The organism is Coprothermobacter proteolyticus DSM 5265 (assembly GCF_000020945.1).
GTDB classification, from domain to species: Bacteria; Coprothermobacterota; Coprothermobacteria; order Coprothermobacterales; family Coprothermobacteraceae; genus Coprothermobacter; species Coprothermobacter proteolyticus.
The window spans coordinates 754872-770268 of sequence record NC_011295.1; the positions used below are offsets into that span (position 1 = coordinate 754872).

Consider the following 15397-nt stretch of genomic DNA (forward strand, 5'->3'; position numbering starts at 1 on the left):
AAATCCACTGTGAGTGATATCAAAGTAAAACTGCTTTCATGGACGAACGATCCCGAGAAGATAGTTGGCTATGCAGCAAGGATTTGCTATAGCGCTGAGGAGCCCTTGAAACTTCTCGAGAACCTAGGGTCAGAGCAAATTCAAAAAAGCATTAGAACAGTGAAGAAGAGAGGACATCTTAGTGTGCTGGAACATGCTTCTTTTACTTTTCTCATAGATGGTTGCTCAAGGGTCTGTACCCACCAATTGGTAAGGCATCGGCTAGCCTCGTATTCTCAGCGTTCACAACGCTATGTGAACGAAGAAGATGAGGGATACGTGGTACCTAATACTATTGCGAAGGACTCAGGTGCTCTGGAAGCTTATCGAAAGCACATAGATGAAAGTAAAGAGCTTTATAAACAGCTTTTGGCTATGGGTATACCAAAAGAGGATGCTCGGTTTGTTATACCTCAGAGTGTAAAAACAACTATCGTTGTTACCATGAATGCGCGGGAGCTATTGCACTTTTTTGGTTTGAGGATGTGTCGAAGAGCACAATGGGAGATAAGAGAAGTTGCAGCATTGATGCTAAATGAGGTTAAAAAAGTGGCACCGACAATATTTGAGGATGCAGGTCCAGAATGCATATCGAAGGGATTCTGTCCAGAAGGTAACATCAAATGTTACGAAGAGGTAAAACAGCAATGGAAATCATAACTCAGGATGGATGGTTAGAAGTAATAACTGGATGCATGTTCTCAGGAAAAACCGAAGAATTAGTAAGAAGACTCAGAAGAGCAGTTATAGCCAAGAAGGAGACCATCGCTATAAAGCCAGCTTTAGACACGCGATATGATCTGGTAGCTGTGGTTTCTCATTCAGGTTTTAGCTTCAATGCTATTCCAGTTGAAGATCCCAAAAGTATTCTAGGTATGGCAAAGGATGCTGAAGTGGTAGGCATCGATGAAGCTCAGTTTTTCACGGGAGAGTTGGTACCTGTCATACGAGAGCTGCTGCAGAACAAAAAAAGAGTTATCGTAGCTGGCTTGGACCTAGATTTTAGGGGAGAGCCTTTTGGGATTATGCCAACCTTGTTGGCATTAGCAGACGAAGTCACCAAACTTCATGCCATATGCAGCGTTTGTGGAAACATTGCCACCAAGACGCAAAGGCTTATAAATGGAAGACCAGCTCGATATGATGACCCCACCATCTTGGTTGGTGGACTGGAGACGTATGAAGCAAGATGTAACTTGCACCATGAAGTTCCCGGTAAAACGCTTACGCTTTTCAAGGAGTGATAGTTTTGGCCCTAGATAATATCATTCGTGCTATGGAAGAACGTTACGAATCTTTGGTAAGAGATCTTGAGAATCCTGAGATTGCATCGGATCCGGAACAGCTGATGAAACTCATGAGAGAAAAAAGTCAGCTTGATCCGATTATAGAGAAAATCGCAGACTATAGGAAGCTGATTAGGGATATTGAATCAGCAAAAGCTATCCTCGAAGAACCAGGAGAAGACGAGCTTAAAGAACTAGCAGAAGAAGAACTTCGAAATCTAGAAGACATTCTTCCTCAAAAAGAAAAGGAACTAAAGCTGCTGCTGGTGGAACCTGACCCTATGGATGAGAAACCAGTCATTGTAGAGATTAGAGCTGGTGTGGGCGGTGAGGAAGCAGCTTTGTTTGCAGGAGATCTTTTCAGAATGTACACTAGGTATGCTGAGAGAAAGGGTTGGAAGGTAGAACTAGTTGACTCTAACCCCACAGATCTTGGTGGATTCAAAGAAGTTGTCTTCTCAGTGGAAGGGGATAGGGTATATTCGCGGCTCAAATACGAATCCGGGGTTCACCGCGTTCAAAGGGTGCCTGAAACAGAATCCTCTGGAAGGATTCACACGTCAACTGCGACGGTAGCAGTTTTGCCTGAAGTAGATGAGGTAGAAATTGAAATAAACGAGGAAGACTTGGAAATAGACACTTTCAGAGCAGGTGGACATGGTGGCCAAAACGTGCAGAAAAACGAAACCGCCGTCAGAATAAAGCATAAACCAACAGGTATAGTGGTTACTTGTCAAGACGAAAGATCTCAGCTACAAAACAAAATGAAAGCACTCAAAGTGCTCAGGGCAAAACTTTACGAGCGTCAGCTCGAAGAAAGACAAAAAAGCATGTCAAGTTTCCGTAGATCGCTCATCGGATCAGCCGAACGAGGAGAAAAAATACGGACGTACAACTTCATGCAAAATAGGGTAACAGACCACAGGATCAATTACACAATCTACTATTTGGACAGGTTTTTGGACGGAGACTTGGACGAGATGATCGACGCATTGGAAACAGCAGATAGGGAAACCAGACTGCTGGAAATGGATGAAAGCGCTTGATTTATTCAAGACGCTAAGACGTTCTGCTTCATCTGATGTTCCAGATTCTACCATCTACAACTTAATAAGTTATGTTTTCGGTGTTAGCAAAATAGATGTTGCTCTTGACAAAGACATTATTGTTGACGAAGGTGAGTTCAGGAGGGTTATTTACTTACTTGGTGAAAACGTTCCCTTTGCCTACATCACAGGCTACGAAGCTTTTTATGGAAGAGACTTTTATGTATTGCCAGGCGTTTTCATCCCACGTAATGAAACAGAGCTTCTAGTGGAGCTTGCACTAAAGGAGCCGTTCAATTCTTTTCTGGACTTCGGAACCGGCAGTGGTGCAATTGCTATCTCTTTGCTTTTGGAGAATCCTAAGAGCCAAGGCGTTGCAGTTGAAATATCACATGTAGGTCAACTGTGTACGAAATACAACGCAGAGAAATTTGAAGTTCAAAACAGACTTGCTATTGTTAGTACTTTGCCCGAAAACGGTATGTTTGACCTTATCATTTCCAACCCACCGTACGTTGCTTATGAATTGTTTGAAGAGGTGGATTACAGCGTGAAAGCTTTTGAACCTCTTCAAGCGGTATTCCCAGAAGATCCTGTTTTGGTTTTCCGTGATATTTTGACCTACTCTTTGTCACACTTGTCTGATGCAGGCAGAGTAATACTCGAAATAGACAGCTATGTTGAAAGCGACCTGCAGAAGCTTGCTTCATCCTTAGGTTTCTATTACCAAGTTACTAAGGACCTTTCACAATTCGATCGCATCTGTATTCTTTCTCGAAGTTCGTGATTCTTTGCTAGATACAGTAAGAAAGGAACTCAAGTATTACCTAAAATCTCCGCCATCCTTGTTCTTGTTGTTTTCCGTCCTTAAAGATGGTGAAAATGTTCATTCTGCTAAGTGGTTTAAAGAACCTAAAGGAAAAGGTTTTTAGTGAAAACAAGGCGGCAATCCTATGCCGCCTTGTTTTAGCTTCTAATATGGACTGATTTAGTGCACCCGAGAACGTGTAGCTACGTCAAAGATAACGGCAATGGCAAGAACTACACCTAAGATGATGTATTGAAGTGAAACGTCTACTCCCAGCAACAACATGCCATTCTGCAATGTTTGCATGACGAAGGCGCCTATAAGTGAGTTAACGACTTTTCCTACACCTCCTGCAGCTGATACACCGCCTATGTATGCTCCAGCGATAGCGTACAGCTCGAACATTGTTCCTGCAGTGGTAGTGGCAGATTTTAGTCGTGAGGCGAACAGAATACCAGAAAGGCCCGCCAGCATCCCCATGGACGTGAAAACGATGAGGATGATCTTTTTCACATTGATACCACTGAGTTGAGCAGCTTCTGGGTTACCTCCAACAGCATAAATGTGGCGACCAAGCACTGTTCTCTCGGTTATAAAGTAGTAGATCATCGTTACACCAAGAACTATGAGTAGTGTCCAAGAAATCCCGTTGTAGGCTGCAATTTTCAGTGTTATATAAAACAAACCAGCTGTAATGAATATCATTTCTAGTATGAACATGTCAAAGGGTATGGGCTCAATGCCTCTCTGAATTTGGCGACGGCGGCTGGATATGGAAGAGAAGATTATGGCAATAATGGCAACAATACCAAGAAAAAGCGTAAGTTTATGGTAACCAGGCAAAAAGTTTTCAAGACCAGGTATGTCTGGTATGAACCCGTTTCCTATGGCATTAAAGGTTTCATTTTTTATGATTATGGTACCCATACCACGAGTTGCTAAGAGTAAAGCCCCACGGTATGCCATCCACCCCGCCAATGTGGCAATAAAAGAGGGGATACCCAAATAGGCAACCATGGATCCATTAAGTAAACCAGCTAATGCACCTAAAAGTAGAACTACCAGAATTGCTGTAAAAGCGTTGAAGTGATAAAACATCATCAGATTAGCTGCCACAGCTCCGAGAAATCCTGACAAGAAACCAATGGACAGGTCTATGTGTCTTATAACTATGACTAGGGTCACACCAATAGATAGAACTGCAAGATATCCTGTCTGGTTAATCAAGTTTGTTATGTTATCAGGAGAAAGGAATGTCCCACCAGAAAGCACTTCGAAAACGATCATTATTGCAATCAGTGCTACGAACATCGCGTAGTCACGTACATTTTCCACTAAGAATTTCTTCAGGTGCTGCCCAAAAGAATTCATCTCTGACACCTCCTCTTAGTCGATGGCATATTTCATCACAGTTTCCTGATCAGCTTGGTCAGCTGAGAGTTCTCCAGTAATACGACCACGACCCATAACGTAGATCCTATCGCTCATTCCGAGTATCTCCGGCAGTTCAGAGGAAATAAGTAAGATCGCCTTTCCTTCCTTTGCCAGTTCTCTCATAAGGGTGTAGATCTCAAACTTTGCGCCAACGTCAATACCTCGTGTGGGCTCATCCAAAATAAGCACCTTCGGCTCAGTAAATAGTCCCTTCGCTACTAGCACTTTTTGTTGCGTTCCTCCACTTAGGGTAGAGATCTTCGCCTCCACATTGGGAGCTTTTATGCTCAGTCGTTTAACAAAATTATTAGCTACTTGAATTTCTTTTTCATCATCCACTATCAGACCTCGAGAAACAGCTTCCAAATTTGCCAGTGCAATGTTCTTCCTTATGGTTTCTATGAGGATTAGGCCTCTTTCTTTTCGGTCTTCAGTTAAGTAAAAAATACCGTTTTTTATAGCTTCAGCGGGTGATCTTGGGTTCACCTGCTTACCTTCAACGAACATTTCACCTTGCACAGTGTAGCCGTAAGGATTCCCAAAAATGCTCAGTCCGAGCTCTGTGCGACCGGCTCCTATTAACCCAAAAAGCCCAACAATTTCGCCTCTGTGGATTTTTAGGTTTACGTCTTTAGCTAGGTAACGTCCGGTACTCGGATTTATCACGGTCCAGTTCTTTAATTCAAAAACAACTTCATCGGTTGGCTCTGCTATTTTGGGTGGGTAGAGATTCGCGATCTCGCGTCCCACCATGTATTTTATTATGGTCGCTTCATCCACTTCCTGCTCACGTCGGTCAAAATATGCCACAGAGCGCCCATCGCGGAGCACAGTAATGGAATCAGCTACTTGCAGCACTTCTTTTAGACGGTGACTTATAAGTATTATGGTCATGCCTCTCGCTTTTAGTTCTTTGAGTAGGTTAAGTAGGTTTTCACTTTCTAGTTCACTCAAAGCAGAAGTCGGTTCGTCCAATATGAGAGCTTTTGGTTTACTACTTAAGGCCTTGGCTATCTCAACTAACTGCTGCATACTTACACTGAGGTTTTTCACTTTTGCCGTGGGACTGATGTAGTCGGCCTTAACCATTTTTAGCAACCTTCCTGCTTCGTCGATTTCCTTTTCCGTATCTACAACCAGCCCTTTTCTGATTTCGTTGCTCAAGAAAATGTTTTCATAAACCATCATTTCGGGAACCAAGGAGAGTTCTTGATATATTATGGAGATTCCAGCTTTTTCACTGTCTCTTATTGAGTGAAACTGGACGGGGTGCCCCTCAATGAGTATTTCTCCGCTGTACTGTCCATAAGGGTACACCCCACTCAGGATCTTCATCAGAGTGCTCTTTCCTGCGCCGTTTTCACCGACTAGGCAGTGAATTTCGCCTTCCTTGACTTTCATATTGACATCAAAAAGAACTTGGACTTCGCCAAATGACTTGCTTATGTTTCTAAGCTCTATGAGTGGGGTGTCCATCTTATCTCACCTATTTCTCTTTGCTACTCAGTGGGCCAAGTGAAATCACTTTCACTGTAGTACCCAGAATCTATTAGAATTTCTCTAACATTGCTCTTGTCAACTACTTGAACTTCAGAAGGCTTAGAAGGAACATCTTTAACGCCATTGTTGTATGTGGTAGTAGCTTCAGGCTCTCCGCCTTCAAGATAAGTTATGGCAGCGTTAATTGCATCTCTTACCAAAACGCGTACGTCCTTAAATACTGTCATGGATTGCTTTCCATCGATAATGTACTGCACTGATGGCTTCTCAGCATCCTGACCGGTAATCACATAGGATGTGATGTCTGGATCTGCGGCAAACGTGTCAGCAATAGATCTTGCAGTTCCGTCGTTAGGGGCAAGTATGAAGACATTACCTTTAAGGGTCTTTGGAGCTGATGACAAGTTCGCCTGAGCAAGGTTCTTAGCAGTATTGAAGTCCCAGTTAGTAGTTATTTGACCAATAATATCAGCTATTTCGTCTCTAGTGAGGCTATTCTTGTCTTTTAAAGCCTCAGCCTTAGTGGAGTTGGCAATCACGAATGTGCCGTCAGCTATCTTCGGCTGCAGAACTTCCCAAGCCCCCTGGAAGAACAAGAATGAGTTGTTATCAGATAGAGCACCAGCATACAGGTACAATGGGTTATTCTGTCCCGACGCGTGGTCTACGAGATATTGTCCCTGTTTGCGACCAACCTCAACACTGTCGAACGTTACATAGTAATCAACAGCATCAGTGTCAAGAATGAGCCTGTCGTAAGAAATCACTTTGACACCAGCGTCTCGTGCTGCTTCGGCAGATGCTGCTGCTGCAACAGCATCGTGAGCACAAAGAATTAACACTTTTATGCCTTGTCCGATTAAGGTCTCCACATTCTGCTTCTCACGTGCAGGATCGCCCTGACTGAACATGATTTCAGCACTGTAGTCTGTGTCCTTTAGTGCATCATTAAACCTTGTTTCATCCTGAATCCAACGTGGTTCGTCTTTAGTGGGTAGCACAATACCGATGACCTTTTGCTTTGCTGCCTGCTTAGGAGCACACCCAGCGAGGATGCTAACTACCAGCAGTAACGCTACGAGGACTAACGCTGTCCCTTTGAACCGTTTCATATACACACCTCCCAATATTAAACTAAATACATTGTAGGTCACGGCTAGGCAAAATTGCCGTTAAAACCAGGTTAAAAATTCACTATGTGCAACGTTAAAAACAAATTCGGTATAATCTTCATAGGAGGTGGAAGAATATGAAGTACGTTTGCCAAGTTTGCGGTTTTATTTATGATCCAGAGGTTGGCGATCCAGACAATGGTGTAGCACCAGGAACCCCCTTTGAAGAGCTACCAGAAGACTGGGTTTGCCCAGTTTGTGGTGCATCCAAAGACATGTTCGAACCTGCAGAGTAGTTTGTAGATCAAGTTTAATTTGAGGTAAAAGAGGCGAGCATCTGCTCGCCTCTTTGCATATTAAGAGCGCATATTGGGTATATATTAGTAGGCCTTAAAAAAGTCAACCTATTCAATTTAAAGGAGGTGCAAACGAAAATATGTTTGATGATATATTCCAACAGTTTTTCGGAAACGAGTTTTCAGATTTGTTTCCAGAGTTTTTTGAAAGGAGAAAAAGAGATATAACAGATTATCTATCATCTTCTTCTTTGTCCATCTTGCAGAATGCAGCAAACCTAGCAGGGGCTGCTGGTTATGATGAACTTACGCCTGAGCATTTGGCCTATGCTTTACTCCAATACGAGCCTTTGGCAAATGTACTTGTGGAACACGGCGTTAATGTCGAAAAGATAAAAGAAGAGCTAGAAGAAAGCCTAACCCCAAAGGGTGAGGCAGTTAGCGAGGTAACAGTTTCGCCGCAGCTTAAGTCGGTCCTAGAAAGAGCAGCAGATATGGCACGAAACACATTCCGTGGTGAGGCTACTCCGGAACAGCTCTTGTTTGCCATTCTAGAAGATGGAGGATATGCCGCAAGCATCTTAGAAAGAAACAACCTGAAGCTGAACAATTTAATGGATATTATCGAGGAGGAAAGTCGCACACGTCCTTCTGCAGGTGCTTCACCTTACCAAAGAGGAACACAGACAGCGACCACGGAACTAGAAAAGTTCGGAAGAGATCTTACAGAGCTAGCTAGACAAGGGAAACTAGATCCTATAGTAGGTCGAGACTCCGAAATACAAAGGGTTCTGGAAATTCTTTCCCGTCGTACTAAGAATAATCCCATTCTAATAGGTGATGCTGGTGTTGGTAAAACGGCCATTGTAGAAGGCATTGCCCAGAGAATTGCCTCTGGGGATGTACCTGATGCTTTAAAAGGTAAAAGAGTAATCCAATTGGATATCGGTTCTCTGGTGGCTGGTACTAAGTACCGTGGCGAATTCGAGGAAAGAATGCAGAAAATACTTGATGAGGTAATCAAGCAAAAGGACAAAATCATACTGTTCATAGATGAAATTCACACCATAATTGGCGCTGGCGGTGCAGAAGGCGCAGTAGATGCGTCGAATATGCTAAAACCTGCTTTGGCTCGCGGCGACCTACATGTCATAGGTGCAACAACCATAGATGAATATAGAAAGTACATTGAAAAGGACCCAGCTTTTGAAAGACGTTTCCAACCCGTGTATGTACCAGAGCCATCGTTAGAAGATACCATTGCCATACTAAAAGTTCTAAAAGACAAGCTTGAGGCGCACCATAAAGTAAAGATCACCGACAACGCGATAAAGGCTGCAGTTTATTTGTCTGATCGCTACATCTCAGACCGCCATCTACCTGACAAGGCTATTGATTTACTAGACGAAGCATGCGCAAAAGTACGGTTAAGAGCTTCAAGTGTTCCCAAAGAACTTAAAGAATTGGATCAAAAGATTGATGAATTGCAGAAGCAACTGAGGTCAGCTGTAGATGCTAATGAATTTGAAAAAGCTGCACAACTTCGAGACGAAATAGCCAAGCTCAAAGAGGAAAGAGAAGAGTTTGAAAAGAAGGTAAGGCACGCTTCCTCTAATGATCTTACAGTGACAGACCAAGAAGTAGCAGAGGTTGTGTCAGCGTGGACAGGAATTCCTGTAACCCAGCTAGAGGAAAGCGAAAAGGAAAAACTAGCTAAACTGGAAGAAATTCTTCATCGTAGGGTAGTGGGCCAAGATGAAGCCATTTCTGCTGTAGCTCAGGCAATTAGGCGCGCTAGGACGGGCTTGAAGGATCCAAAGAGACCCATTGGCAGTTTCATATTCTTGGGTCCGACGGGCGTTGGTAAGACAGAACTGGCCAAAGCTTTAGCTGAAGTACTTTTTGGCGATGAGTCGGCGCTAGTACGCTTTGACATGTCTGAATACATGGAGAAGCACACCGTAAGCAGACTCATAGGTTCTCCGCCTGGTTACGTGGGATATGAAGAGGGAGGGCAACTCACCGAAGCAGTTCGCAGGCGTCCTTACAGTGTCATCTTATTCGACGAAATCGAGAAGGCTCACCCCGATATTCACAATTTGTTGCTGCAAGTGTTAGATGATGGACGGCTCACCGACGCGAAGGGCCGTATCGTAGACTTTAAGAACACCATCATCATTATGACTAGCAACTTAGGAAGTCACATTCTAATGAATGCTGCTCAAGAGGGTAGGCCTTTTGAGGAAGCTGAAAAAGAAGTTATGGATCTGCTCAAGAGTTACTTCAGACCAGAATTCCTAAACAGGGTAGATGACATCGTGTTCTTCAAGCCGCTTACTATGGATGAAATAAAGGAGATCGCTAAGTTGCAGCTCTCATATGTGGCTCAGCGCCTTTCACAGCAACAGATATACGTGGAATTTACTGATGCCGCCATAGAAAACCTTGCTAAGGTAGGGTTTGATCCAGAACTTGGAGCTAGGCCTCTTCGGAGAGCAATACAGAAAGAAATTGAGAACAGAATAGCCGAAAAAATGGTTCTAGGAGAAGTTGCGCCAGGTGACCACATAAAGGTGGATTTCAAAGAGGGAAGTTTCACCGTTCAGAAAATTAGTAGCTAAGCTTTTTTCCCAGCTTGGACCAGCGTAATAAAGACTTGAACGCGGTTCAGGCTGGGAAATTCTTTTTTAATAACTATGTGGTATTATGAACAAAAGAGGTGGGAAGATGCTTGTAGATTTAAAAGAGTTTTCTATGGCTGAAATTCTTGGTATTGCTGAAAAATCCAGAGGTGACTTGGTTACTCTAAGAATGACAGATCCACATCTTTTCATGGTGTACGGCGACGGTCATGTTATCTACGCATCCTACCGAAAGCTCTTAGGAGAAGAGGCGTTTCTTTCCGCTTTGTTACTTGATGAGGGTGTTGTGGAAATAACACATTTGGCCCTAGACATAAGGATCAGGCCAAATATTACCTATGTTTACGACGAGTTGCTTCAAGAAGGTTCAAAAAGAGTGGAAGAATTCAGATCCATGATGGCACAGCTTGGGTCTTTGAAAGTTGTCCCTAAGGTCTGCAGACAGCTTAAAGTAGAGGAATTGTGCATAAATGCGTTACACTGGGGGATCATAGTTGGCGCGTTCAAAGGTTTAACTGTTTACTATCTTGCTGATGTTCTTCGGGTTTCAGAGTACGACTTAGCCAAGGCTGCACTAGATTTAGTGAATGTGGGCGCTATAACAATGTCTGAAGGGAGTCATGAACCTGTTGTTGAATCTGTCTTAGTTGAAAAAAGATCCTTAGGAAGCCAGCGACTTAGTGAAGTTAAAAAGCCAATACATCAGGTAAAGGAGGGGTTGGGGACAACTCTCCTAGTTGGCCAACCCCATGGGAGACTTAAGGAGATTGATTTCGCAGAGGAGAATGTTAAATCAGAATCTGCAAATAATCCTAAAGGTGTGCCTATAAAAACACCTGAGAACAAAAAAGCCACGCTCCATACGAAATTACCTGACTCAAATGGTATTGAAGTCACAGTGACTGTACTTCCATTCGGGGCCAGCCTAGGAACTAGTGATACCATTGATGACGGTTGTTTGGCTTTAAATGCCGACCTGTTTCAGATGATTCAACAGTCAGTAGGTGAGAACTCAACTCAGGCTTACATATTAAACCCCGAGAAAGAAGACATAGAACCTCTCTTGGTTAGATTAGTCCCAACTAAACAAGTTCTGTCAGCTGCATTGACAGTAGGTGCTTTTTTAAAGCTAGGAGCAAGAAACGGCCAAACTGTGAAGGTCTTGCCACTAACAACAAATTCTTCAAACAGTAAAGAGGAATAAAGTATGAAGGCATCTCTTTCCGAGTTTAGTATGGCTGAACTCATGGGATTAGCGAGAAGAGCCAAAGACAAAGTTGTTGCTCTAAAAATGGAAGATCCATTTGTGAGGATAATTTTCGAAGCGGGAGAGCCTGTTTTTGCTGTCTACAGAGGTCTAAAGGGTAGGGAAGCCTTTTTGGCGTCAATGTTTGTTGAAGATGGTGAAGTAGAAATAACTCCCATAGTAACTCAGGCTAAGATTAGAAGCAATTTGGATGCGTCTTTTGACCAGCTGCTAAGTGAATTCGCTTCTGAACAAGAAGTTTACGCGGAGGCTCGTTCTTTGATCGATAATCTAGATAACACAGTTGGCGCCACCCTTGCGATAGAAAAGGATGAGACGATACGCGTGGGTCAAAAAGAATGGAGTGTCCTCATTTCACTGTTAAAGGGACTAACTCTTAAAGAAGCTGCTGTAGATTCTGGCACTGCTGAATACATAGTTGTTGAAACGGTCTCGAACTTCCTTAGACTAGGCCTATTGTCGGTGAATACTTTTAAGCAAACTGAAGATGAGCAGGCGTTTACGCAGGAAATTGCTAACCAATCTTCGCAAATCGATTCGTCAGTAGCTACGCTAGATGCAGATGTTGATGCCATGAGTTGTGATGTATTAGAAAACAATGTGGAATTTACTGATACCCAGACTTTTCAGGCTGAATCTAACATTAAAGAAGGTATAGTAGAGGACCGGCACCACAGCGCTCAGCTAGTAGAGGATTTCGAACTAAAGGTTACGATGCTTCCTATTATAAGCGACTTCCTAGATAACCCCGAGATTGATGACGAAACTATAGTAATTAACGAAGCACTGTTTCAAGATCTTGTAGCACGATGTGGTCGAAGTTTTGGCCGCTGTATGGTTAGCAATTTGAAGGACGAGCACACTGACCCCTTGATAATGAAGATATATGTCCATAGTGCTGTAGAGGAAACTGCTATAAGCACTGCGGCGCTTTTCAGACTGAAAGTGTGGAGTGGCTCAGCCGTGAGGGTAAAGCCACTATTTGAGGAAATTGGTTAACCATCATGCGTATTTTTCGTTCATTTATCGCTTCCGATAATGTGCATTATGTTTCAAAAAAGAGGGCCTGGAGTCCCGCTTTGAGCTCCAAGCCCTCTTTGCCGCTAGTTTTTCGCTCTCTTATTTCTGAAGCTCTTCGAGCGCCTGCTGAAGCTTTTCTTTCATTTCATTAGCGTCAACGTAGTTCTTTATGAGAACAAGTTTTTCTTTTGAGCTAGAAAAAGAACTTGCAAATTCGGGTGAAGTCACTACAATGTCCGCACTTTGAGATTTGGCACTGCTTACGTCTGAAACATTAACAATGGCGCTGATACCAAGTTCCTTTAAGACCTTTTCAATTGTCATTTTTAGAACAACACCAGAACCCAAACCCATACCACATACAGCCAGTATTGATAGTTTCTTACCTTGGTTTAAAGACATTAAGAATTCCTCCTATGCTACTGATTTCCTCGCGCGGACAGAAACAATACTAGCAATAGCCAGAAGTACCACGCTTACTAAGATTATACCTAAGTAAGCCCCGGTAGTGCCTAATCTTGATATGCTTCCGCCTAGAATACCAGCCCAGCAAAAATCACTATCTCCAAAGGTTGTATTGGCTAACCCAAGGTTACCCATGAATGACAGCAGCAAGGCTGGTAAGAACGTTATCAAAAGCCCGTTCACGAAAGATCCCACAACAGCACCTGTTAGTCCTCCTGTAGAGTTGCCATAAACCCCTGCTGTACCACCGTCAAAAAAGTGTGGAATCATGCCTGGGATAATCAATGCTAGTCCCAAGGGGCCCACCAAAAACATACCCACAATTCCACCTATGACACTGAATATGAACCCAATAACTACAGCATTCGGAGCATAAGGAAATACCGTGGGACAGTCAAGTGCAGGTACCGCGTTTGGAATTAAACTCTGAGCAATACCTTGGAAAGCTGGTACCAATTCAGCGAGTATCATCCTTACACCATAGATAATGATACCTATGGCAGCTCCAAATGTTAGGCCTTGCATAATTGCATACATAATGTAATTTCCACCCTCGGCGAACTCCTCAAGTACGGCTGGTCCCGCCATTAACGCAAGAAATACGTAAATTATTATCATGACCACGCTAGTAATAACCAAGGGTTCCTTTAAGAAAGAGAGGTTCTCTGGCACCTTTATGTCTTCTGTGGACCGACTCCCCTTCCCCACTAAGCCGCCTATGAGTGCGGAAACTAGATATCCTAGTGAGTTGTAGTGACCTAAAGCAAAACCAGCATCATTAGTGAGTTTCTTAGTAAACGGATGCAACAGAGCTGGCATAACGGTGGCTATGGTACCTTGAAGAATGGCTCCCAAGATGATCAAATTTGCCCCTTTTATACCTGCGCTGCCAATAACCACAGCTAAAACTGTAGCCATGTAAAGCAAATGATGCCCTGTTAAGAAAACAAATTTAGCAGGCGTAATCAAAGCAAATATAAGGTTCACAACGAAACCAAGTGCCATTATGGCAGCCACTTCTGTGGCAAAGTCCTTAAGTGCAAGCGCTACAATTGCTTCGTTTGTGGGAATTACACCGTGAAGGTTGAACGCCTCCTTTACCATAACTTCCAATGGGCCCAATGTGGAAATGACCACGCTGGCTCCAGCAGACAGAATGAGAAAACCCAAAATGGTCTTTACCGTGCCACTAAGTACATCACTAAAGGATTTTCTCAAAGCCACAAGCCCGACAAAGGACATCAAACCTACTAATAATGCAGGTTTGCTGAGAATCTCGTTGACAATAAAGTTTAAAACAGACATTAACTGACCTCCTCCTCATATCTATTCCAGCAAGAACTGGTTAAGAACATTATACACTGAAGCTTATCTTTCCTTAAGTGACAGTTTTCCGTATTTTGACTGTTTCTATTGTGCAAAGATAATTATGCCTGCTTTCTTCAACTTTGTGCTATCATTTTCCATAGGAGGTGATACTGAATCATGGAGATTTCTGAGCAGGTACTATTATCTTTGTACAGAACCATGTATAAGATTCGGTACTACGAAGAAACACTGGGTAAGATTTACTACGAAGGCAAATCCCCCATTTTCGACATTTCTGCAGGACCCATTCCAGGTGAGTTGCACCTTTCTAGCGGTCAAGAATCCTCCGCTGTGGGTGTCTGTGCTCATTTGAAGCCGGAAGATGCAGTGGTAGGGACCCACCGTATCCACCACTTCGCCATTGCAAAAGGCGTGGATCTTAGAGCCATGACCGCCGAAATCTTTGGAAAACGCACGGGGCTGTCTGCTGGCAAAGGTGGACATATGCACCTGTTTGACCCAAAGGTGAATTTTAGCTGTAGCGGTATTGTGGGCGCAAGTTTTCCTCAAGCGGTAGGTGTAGGCATTGCTGCCAAACAGCAAGGAGCTGACTATATTGCTGTGGCAGTTGGTGGAGAAGGTGCTGCAAATCAAGGTACGTTCCATGAATCCCTAAACTTAGCAGCGCTCTGGAAGCTACCTGTGATCTTCGTAATCGAAGACAACTCTTGGGCTATATCAGTACCAAAGGATAAATCTACGTCCCTTTCAAGAAACAGTGAAAGAGCTAAAGCGTATGGCATTCCTGGGGTGTATGTGGATGGTAAAGACGTCGTTGCTGTGTACGAGGTAGCCAAGGAAGCAGTCGACAGGGCTAGAAATGGCGAAGGGCCCAGTCTCATTGAAATAAAAGTTTATAGGCTAAGGGGACACTTTGAAGGTGACGCACAGATTTACAGATCAAAAGAAGACTTAGAAAAAGCCATGAATAATGACCCGGTGAAGTATTTGGAAAAACAATTACTTGATAGAAATTTAGTTAGTGAAGAAGAACTGCAGAATCTGCAAAAAGCTATAATGGCTGAGATAGATGAAATTATCGAGTACGCGAGACAAAGCGAGTACCCCGAGGAGCATGAAGCTCTTGAAAATGTTTTCATAGGGGGTGAGTAGA

At 43.3% G+C, this 15397-nt stretch carries 14 protein-coding genes; 9 read left to right on the forward strand and 5 right to left on the reverse strand.

All coding sequences use genetic code 11. The annotated features are described in order from the left end of the window. Positions 1–9 precede the first annotated feature (9 nt). Genes thyX through COPRO5265_RS03940 form a run of 4 tightly spaced genes read left to right on the forward strand, consistent with a single transcriptional unit; the run spans position 10 to position 3158 of the window. Positions 10–699: an FAD-dependent thymidylate synthase gene (gene thyX / locus COPRO5265_RS03925; RefSeq protein ID WP_012543950.1), complete on the forward strand. Its 690-nt coding sequence runs from the start codon at positions 10–12 to the stop codon at positions 697–699. Further along, positions 687–1283: a thymidine kinase gene (locus tag COPRO5265_RS03930; protein ID WP_012544187.1), complete on the forward strand. Its 597-nt coding sequence runs from the start codon at positions 687–689 to the stop codon at positions 1281–1283. The genes thyX and COPRO5265_RS03930 overlap by 13 nt, the downstream gene beginning before the upstream one ends. 32 nt (positions 1284–1315) lie before the next feature. Then, a complete protein-coding gene (prfA, locus tag COPRO5265_RS03935) occupies positions 1316–2371 on the forward strand; it encodes a peptide chain release factor 1 (protein ID WP_041736087.1) in 1056 nt (351 codons plus the stop codon). After that, positions 2358–3158, forward strand: a complete 801-nt coding sequence (locus tag COPRO5265_RS03940) for a N5-glutamine methyltransferase family protein (protein WP_012544809.1) — start codon at positions 2358–2360, stop codon at positions 3156–3158. Before prfA ends, COPRO5265_RS03940 begins: the two co-directional genes overlap by 14 nt. Before the next feature lie 201 nt (positions 3159–3359). Here COPRO5265_RS03940 and COPRO5265_RS03945 read toward each other — a convergent pair whose 3' ends face one another. Genes COPRO5265_RS03945 through COPRO5265_RS03955 form a run of 3 tightly spaced genes read right to left on the reverse strand, consistent with a single transcriptional unit; the run spans position 3360 to position 7225 of the window. Beyond that, complete coding sequence (locus COPRO5265_RS03945) at positions 3360–4550, reverse strand: sugar ABC transporter permease (RefSeq protein ID WP_012544157.1); 1191 nt, start codon at positions 4548–4550, stop codon at positions 3360–3362. A gap of 15 nt (positions 4551–4565) precedes the next feature. Then, the gene (locus tag COPRO5265_RS03950; RefSeq protein ID WP_012544331.1) at positions 4566–6089 is read right to left on the reverse strand and encodes a sugar ABC transporter ATP-binding protein; all 1524 of its coding nucleotides are present in this window, start codon (positions 6087–6089) and stop codon (positions 4566–4568) included. A gap of 23 nt (positions 6090–6112) precedes the next feature. Beyond that, positions 6113–7225 carry a sugar ABC transporter substrate-binding protein gene (locus COPRO5265_RS03955; RefSeq protein ID WP_012544846.1) on the reverse strand — a complete coding sequence of 371 codons (1113 nt, stop codon included), beginning with the start codon at positions 7223–7225 and terminating at the stop codon, positions 6113–6115. Positions 7226–7362: 137 nt separating this feature from the next. On the opposite strand from COPRO5265_RS03955, the gene rd reads away from it, so the two are divergent. From rd to COPRO5265_RS03975, 4 genes are all read left to right on the forward strand, one after another. Beyond that, entirely contained in the window at positions 7363–7521 is a 159-nt protein-coding gene (rd, locus tag COPRO5265_RS03960) for a rubredoxin (protein ID WP_012544518.1), read from the forward strand. A gap of 140 nt (positions 7522–7661) precedes the next feature. Beyond that, complete coding sequence (locus COPRO5265_RS03965) at positions 7662–10142, forward strand: ATP-dependent Clp protease ATP-binding subunit (protein WP_012543635.1); 2481 nt, start codon at positions 7662–7664, stop codon at positions 10140–10142. A gap of 106 nt (positions 10143–10248) precedes the next feature. Beyond that, the gene (locus COPRO5265_RS03970; RefSeq protein WP_012544103.1) at positions 10249–11367 is read left to right on the forward strand and encodes a DUF4388 domain-containing protein; all 1119 of its coding nucleotides are present in this window, start codon (positions 10249–10251) and stop codon (positions 11365–11367) included. Between the two features lie 3 nt (positions 11368–11370). After that, positions 11371–12429 (forward strand): DUF4388 domain-containing protein, encoded by a 1059-nt coding sequence (locus tag COPRO5265_RS03975; protein ID WP_012544562.1) that lies wholly within the window; start codon positions 11371–11373, stop codon positions 12427–12429. Positions 12430–12549: 120 nt separating this feature from the next. Here COPRO5265_RS03975 and COPRO5265_RS03980 read toward each other — a convergent pair whose 3' ends face one another. Then, a complete protein-coding gene (locus COPRO5265_RS03980; RefSeq protein WP_012543461.1) occupies positions 12550–12852 on the reverse strand; it encodes a PTS sugar transporter subunit IIB in 303 nt (100 codons plus the stop codon). A 12-nt stretch (positions 12853–12864) separates the two neighbouring features. After that, positions 12865–14220 carry a PTS ascorbate transporter subunit IIC gene (locus COPRO5265_RS03985; RefSeq protein WP_012544796.1) on the reverse strand — a complete coding sequence of 452 codons (1356 nt, stop codon included), beginning with the start codon at positions 14218–14220 and terminating at the stop codon, positions 12865–12867. A 180-nt stretch (positions 14221–14400) separates the two neighbouring features. Between COPRO5265_RS03985 and COPRO5265_RS03990 the strand changes: the two genes are divergently transcribed. Then, entirely contained in the window at positions 14401–15396 is a 996-nt protein-coding gene (locus COPRO5265_RS03990; protein ID WP_012543651.1) for a thiamine pyrophosphate-dependent dehydrogenase E1 component subunit alpha, read from the forward strand. Position 15397: the final 1 nt, after the last annotated feature.

Coding starts and splice junctions, on each gene's coding strand:
- COPRO5265_RS03930 (WP_012544187.1), top strand. CDS start 687: ATGGAAATCATAACTCAGGATGGATGGTTAGAAGTAATAACTGGATGC.
- prfA (WP_041736087.1), top strand. CDS start 1,316: ATGGAAGAACGTTACGAATCTTTGGTAAGAGATCTTGAGAATCCTGAG.
- COPRO5265_RS03940 (WP_012544809.1), top strand. CDS start 2,358: ATGAAAGCGCTTGATTTATTCAAGACGCTAAGACGTTCTGCTTCATCT.
- COPRO5265_RS03945 (WP_012544157.1), bottom strand. CDS start 4,550: ATGAATTCTTTTGGGCAGCACCTGAAGAAATTCTTAGTGGAAAATGTA.
- COPRO5265_RS03950 (WP_012544331.1), bottom strand. CDS start 6,089: ATGGACACCCCACTCATAGAGCTTAGAAACATAAGCAAGTCATTTGGC.
- COPRO5265_RS03955 (WP_012544846.1), bottom strand. CDS start 7,225: ATGAAACGGTTCAAAGGGACAGCGTTAGTCCTCGTAGCGTTACTGCTG.
- rd (WP_012544518.1), top strand. CDS start 7,363: ATGAAGTACGTTTGCCAAGTTTGCGGTTTTATTTATGATCCAGAGGTT.
- COPRO5265_RS03965 (WP_012543635.1), top strand. CDS start 7,662: ATGTTTGATGATATATTCCAACAGTTTTTCGGAAACGAGTTTTCAGAT.
- COPRO5265_RS03970 (WP_012544103.1), top strand. CDS start 10,249: ATGCTTGTAGATTTAAAAGAGTTTTCTATGGCTGAAATTCTTGGTATT.
- COPRO5265_RS03975 (WP_012544562.1), top strand. CDS start 11,371: ATGAAGGCATCTCTTTCCGAGTTTAGTATGGCTGAACTCATGGGATTA.
- COPRO5265_RS03980 (WP_012543461.1), bottom strand. CDS start 12,852: ATGTCTTTAAACCAAGGTAAGAAACTATCAATACTGGCTGTATGTGGT.
- COPRO5265_RS03985 (WP_012544796.1), bottom strand. CDS start 14,220: ATGTCTGTTTTAAACTTTATTGTCAACGAGATTCTCAGCAAACCTGCA.
- COPRO5265_RS03990 (WP_012543651.1), top strand. CDS start 14,401: ATGGAGATTTCTGAGCAGGTACTATTATCTTTGTACAGAACCATGTAT.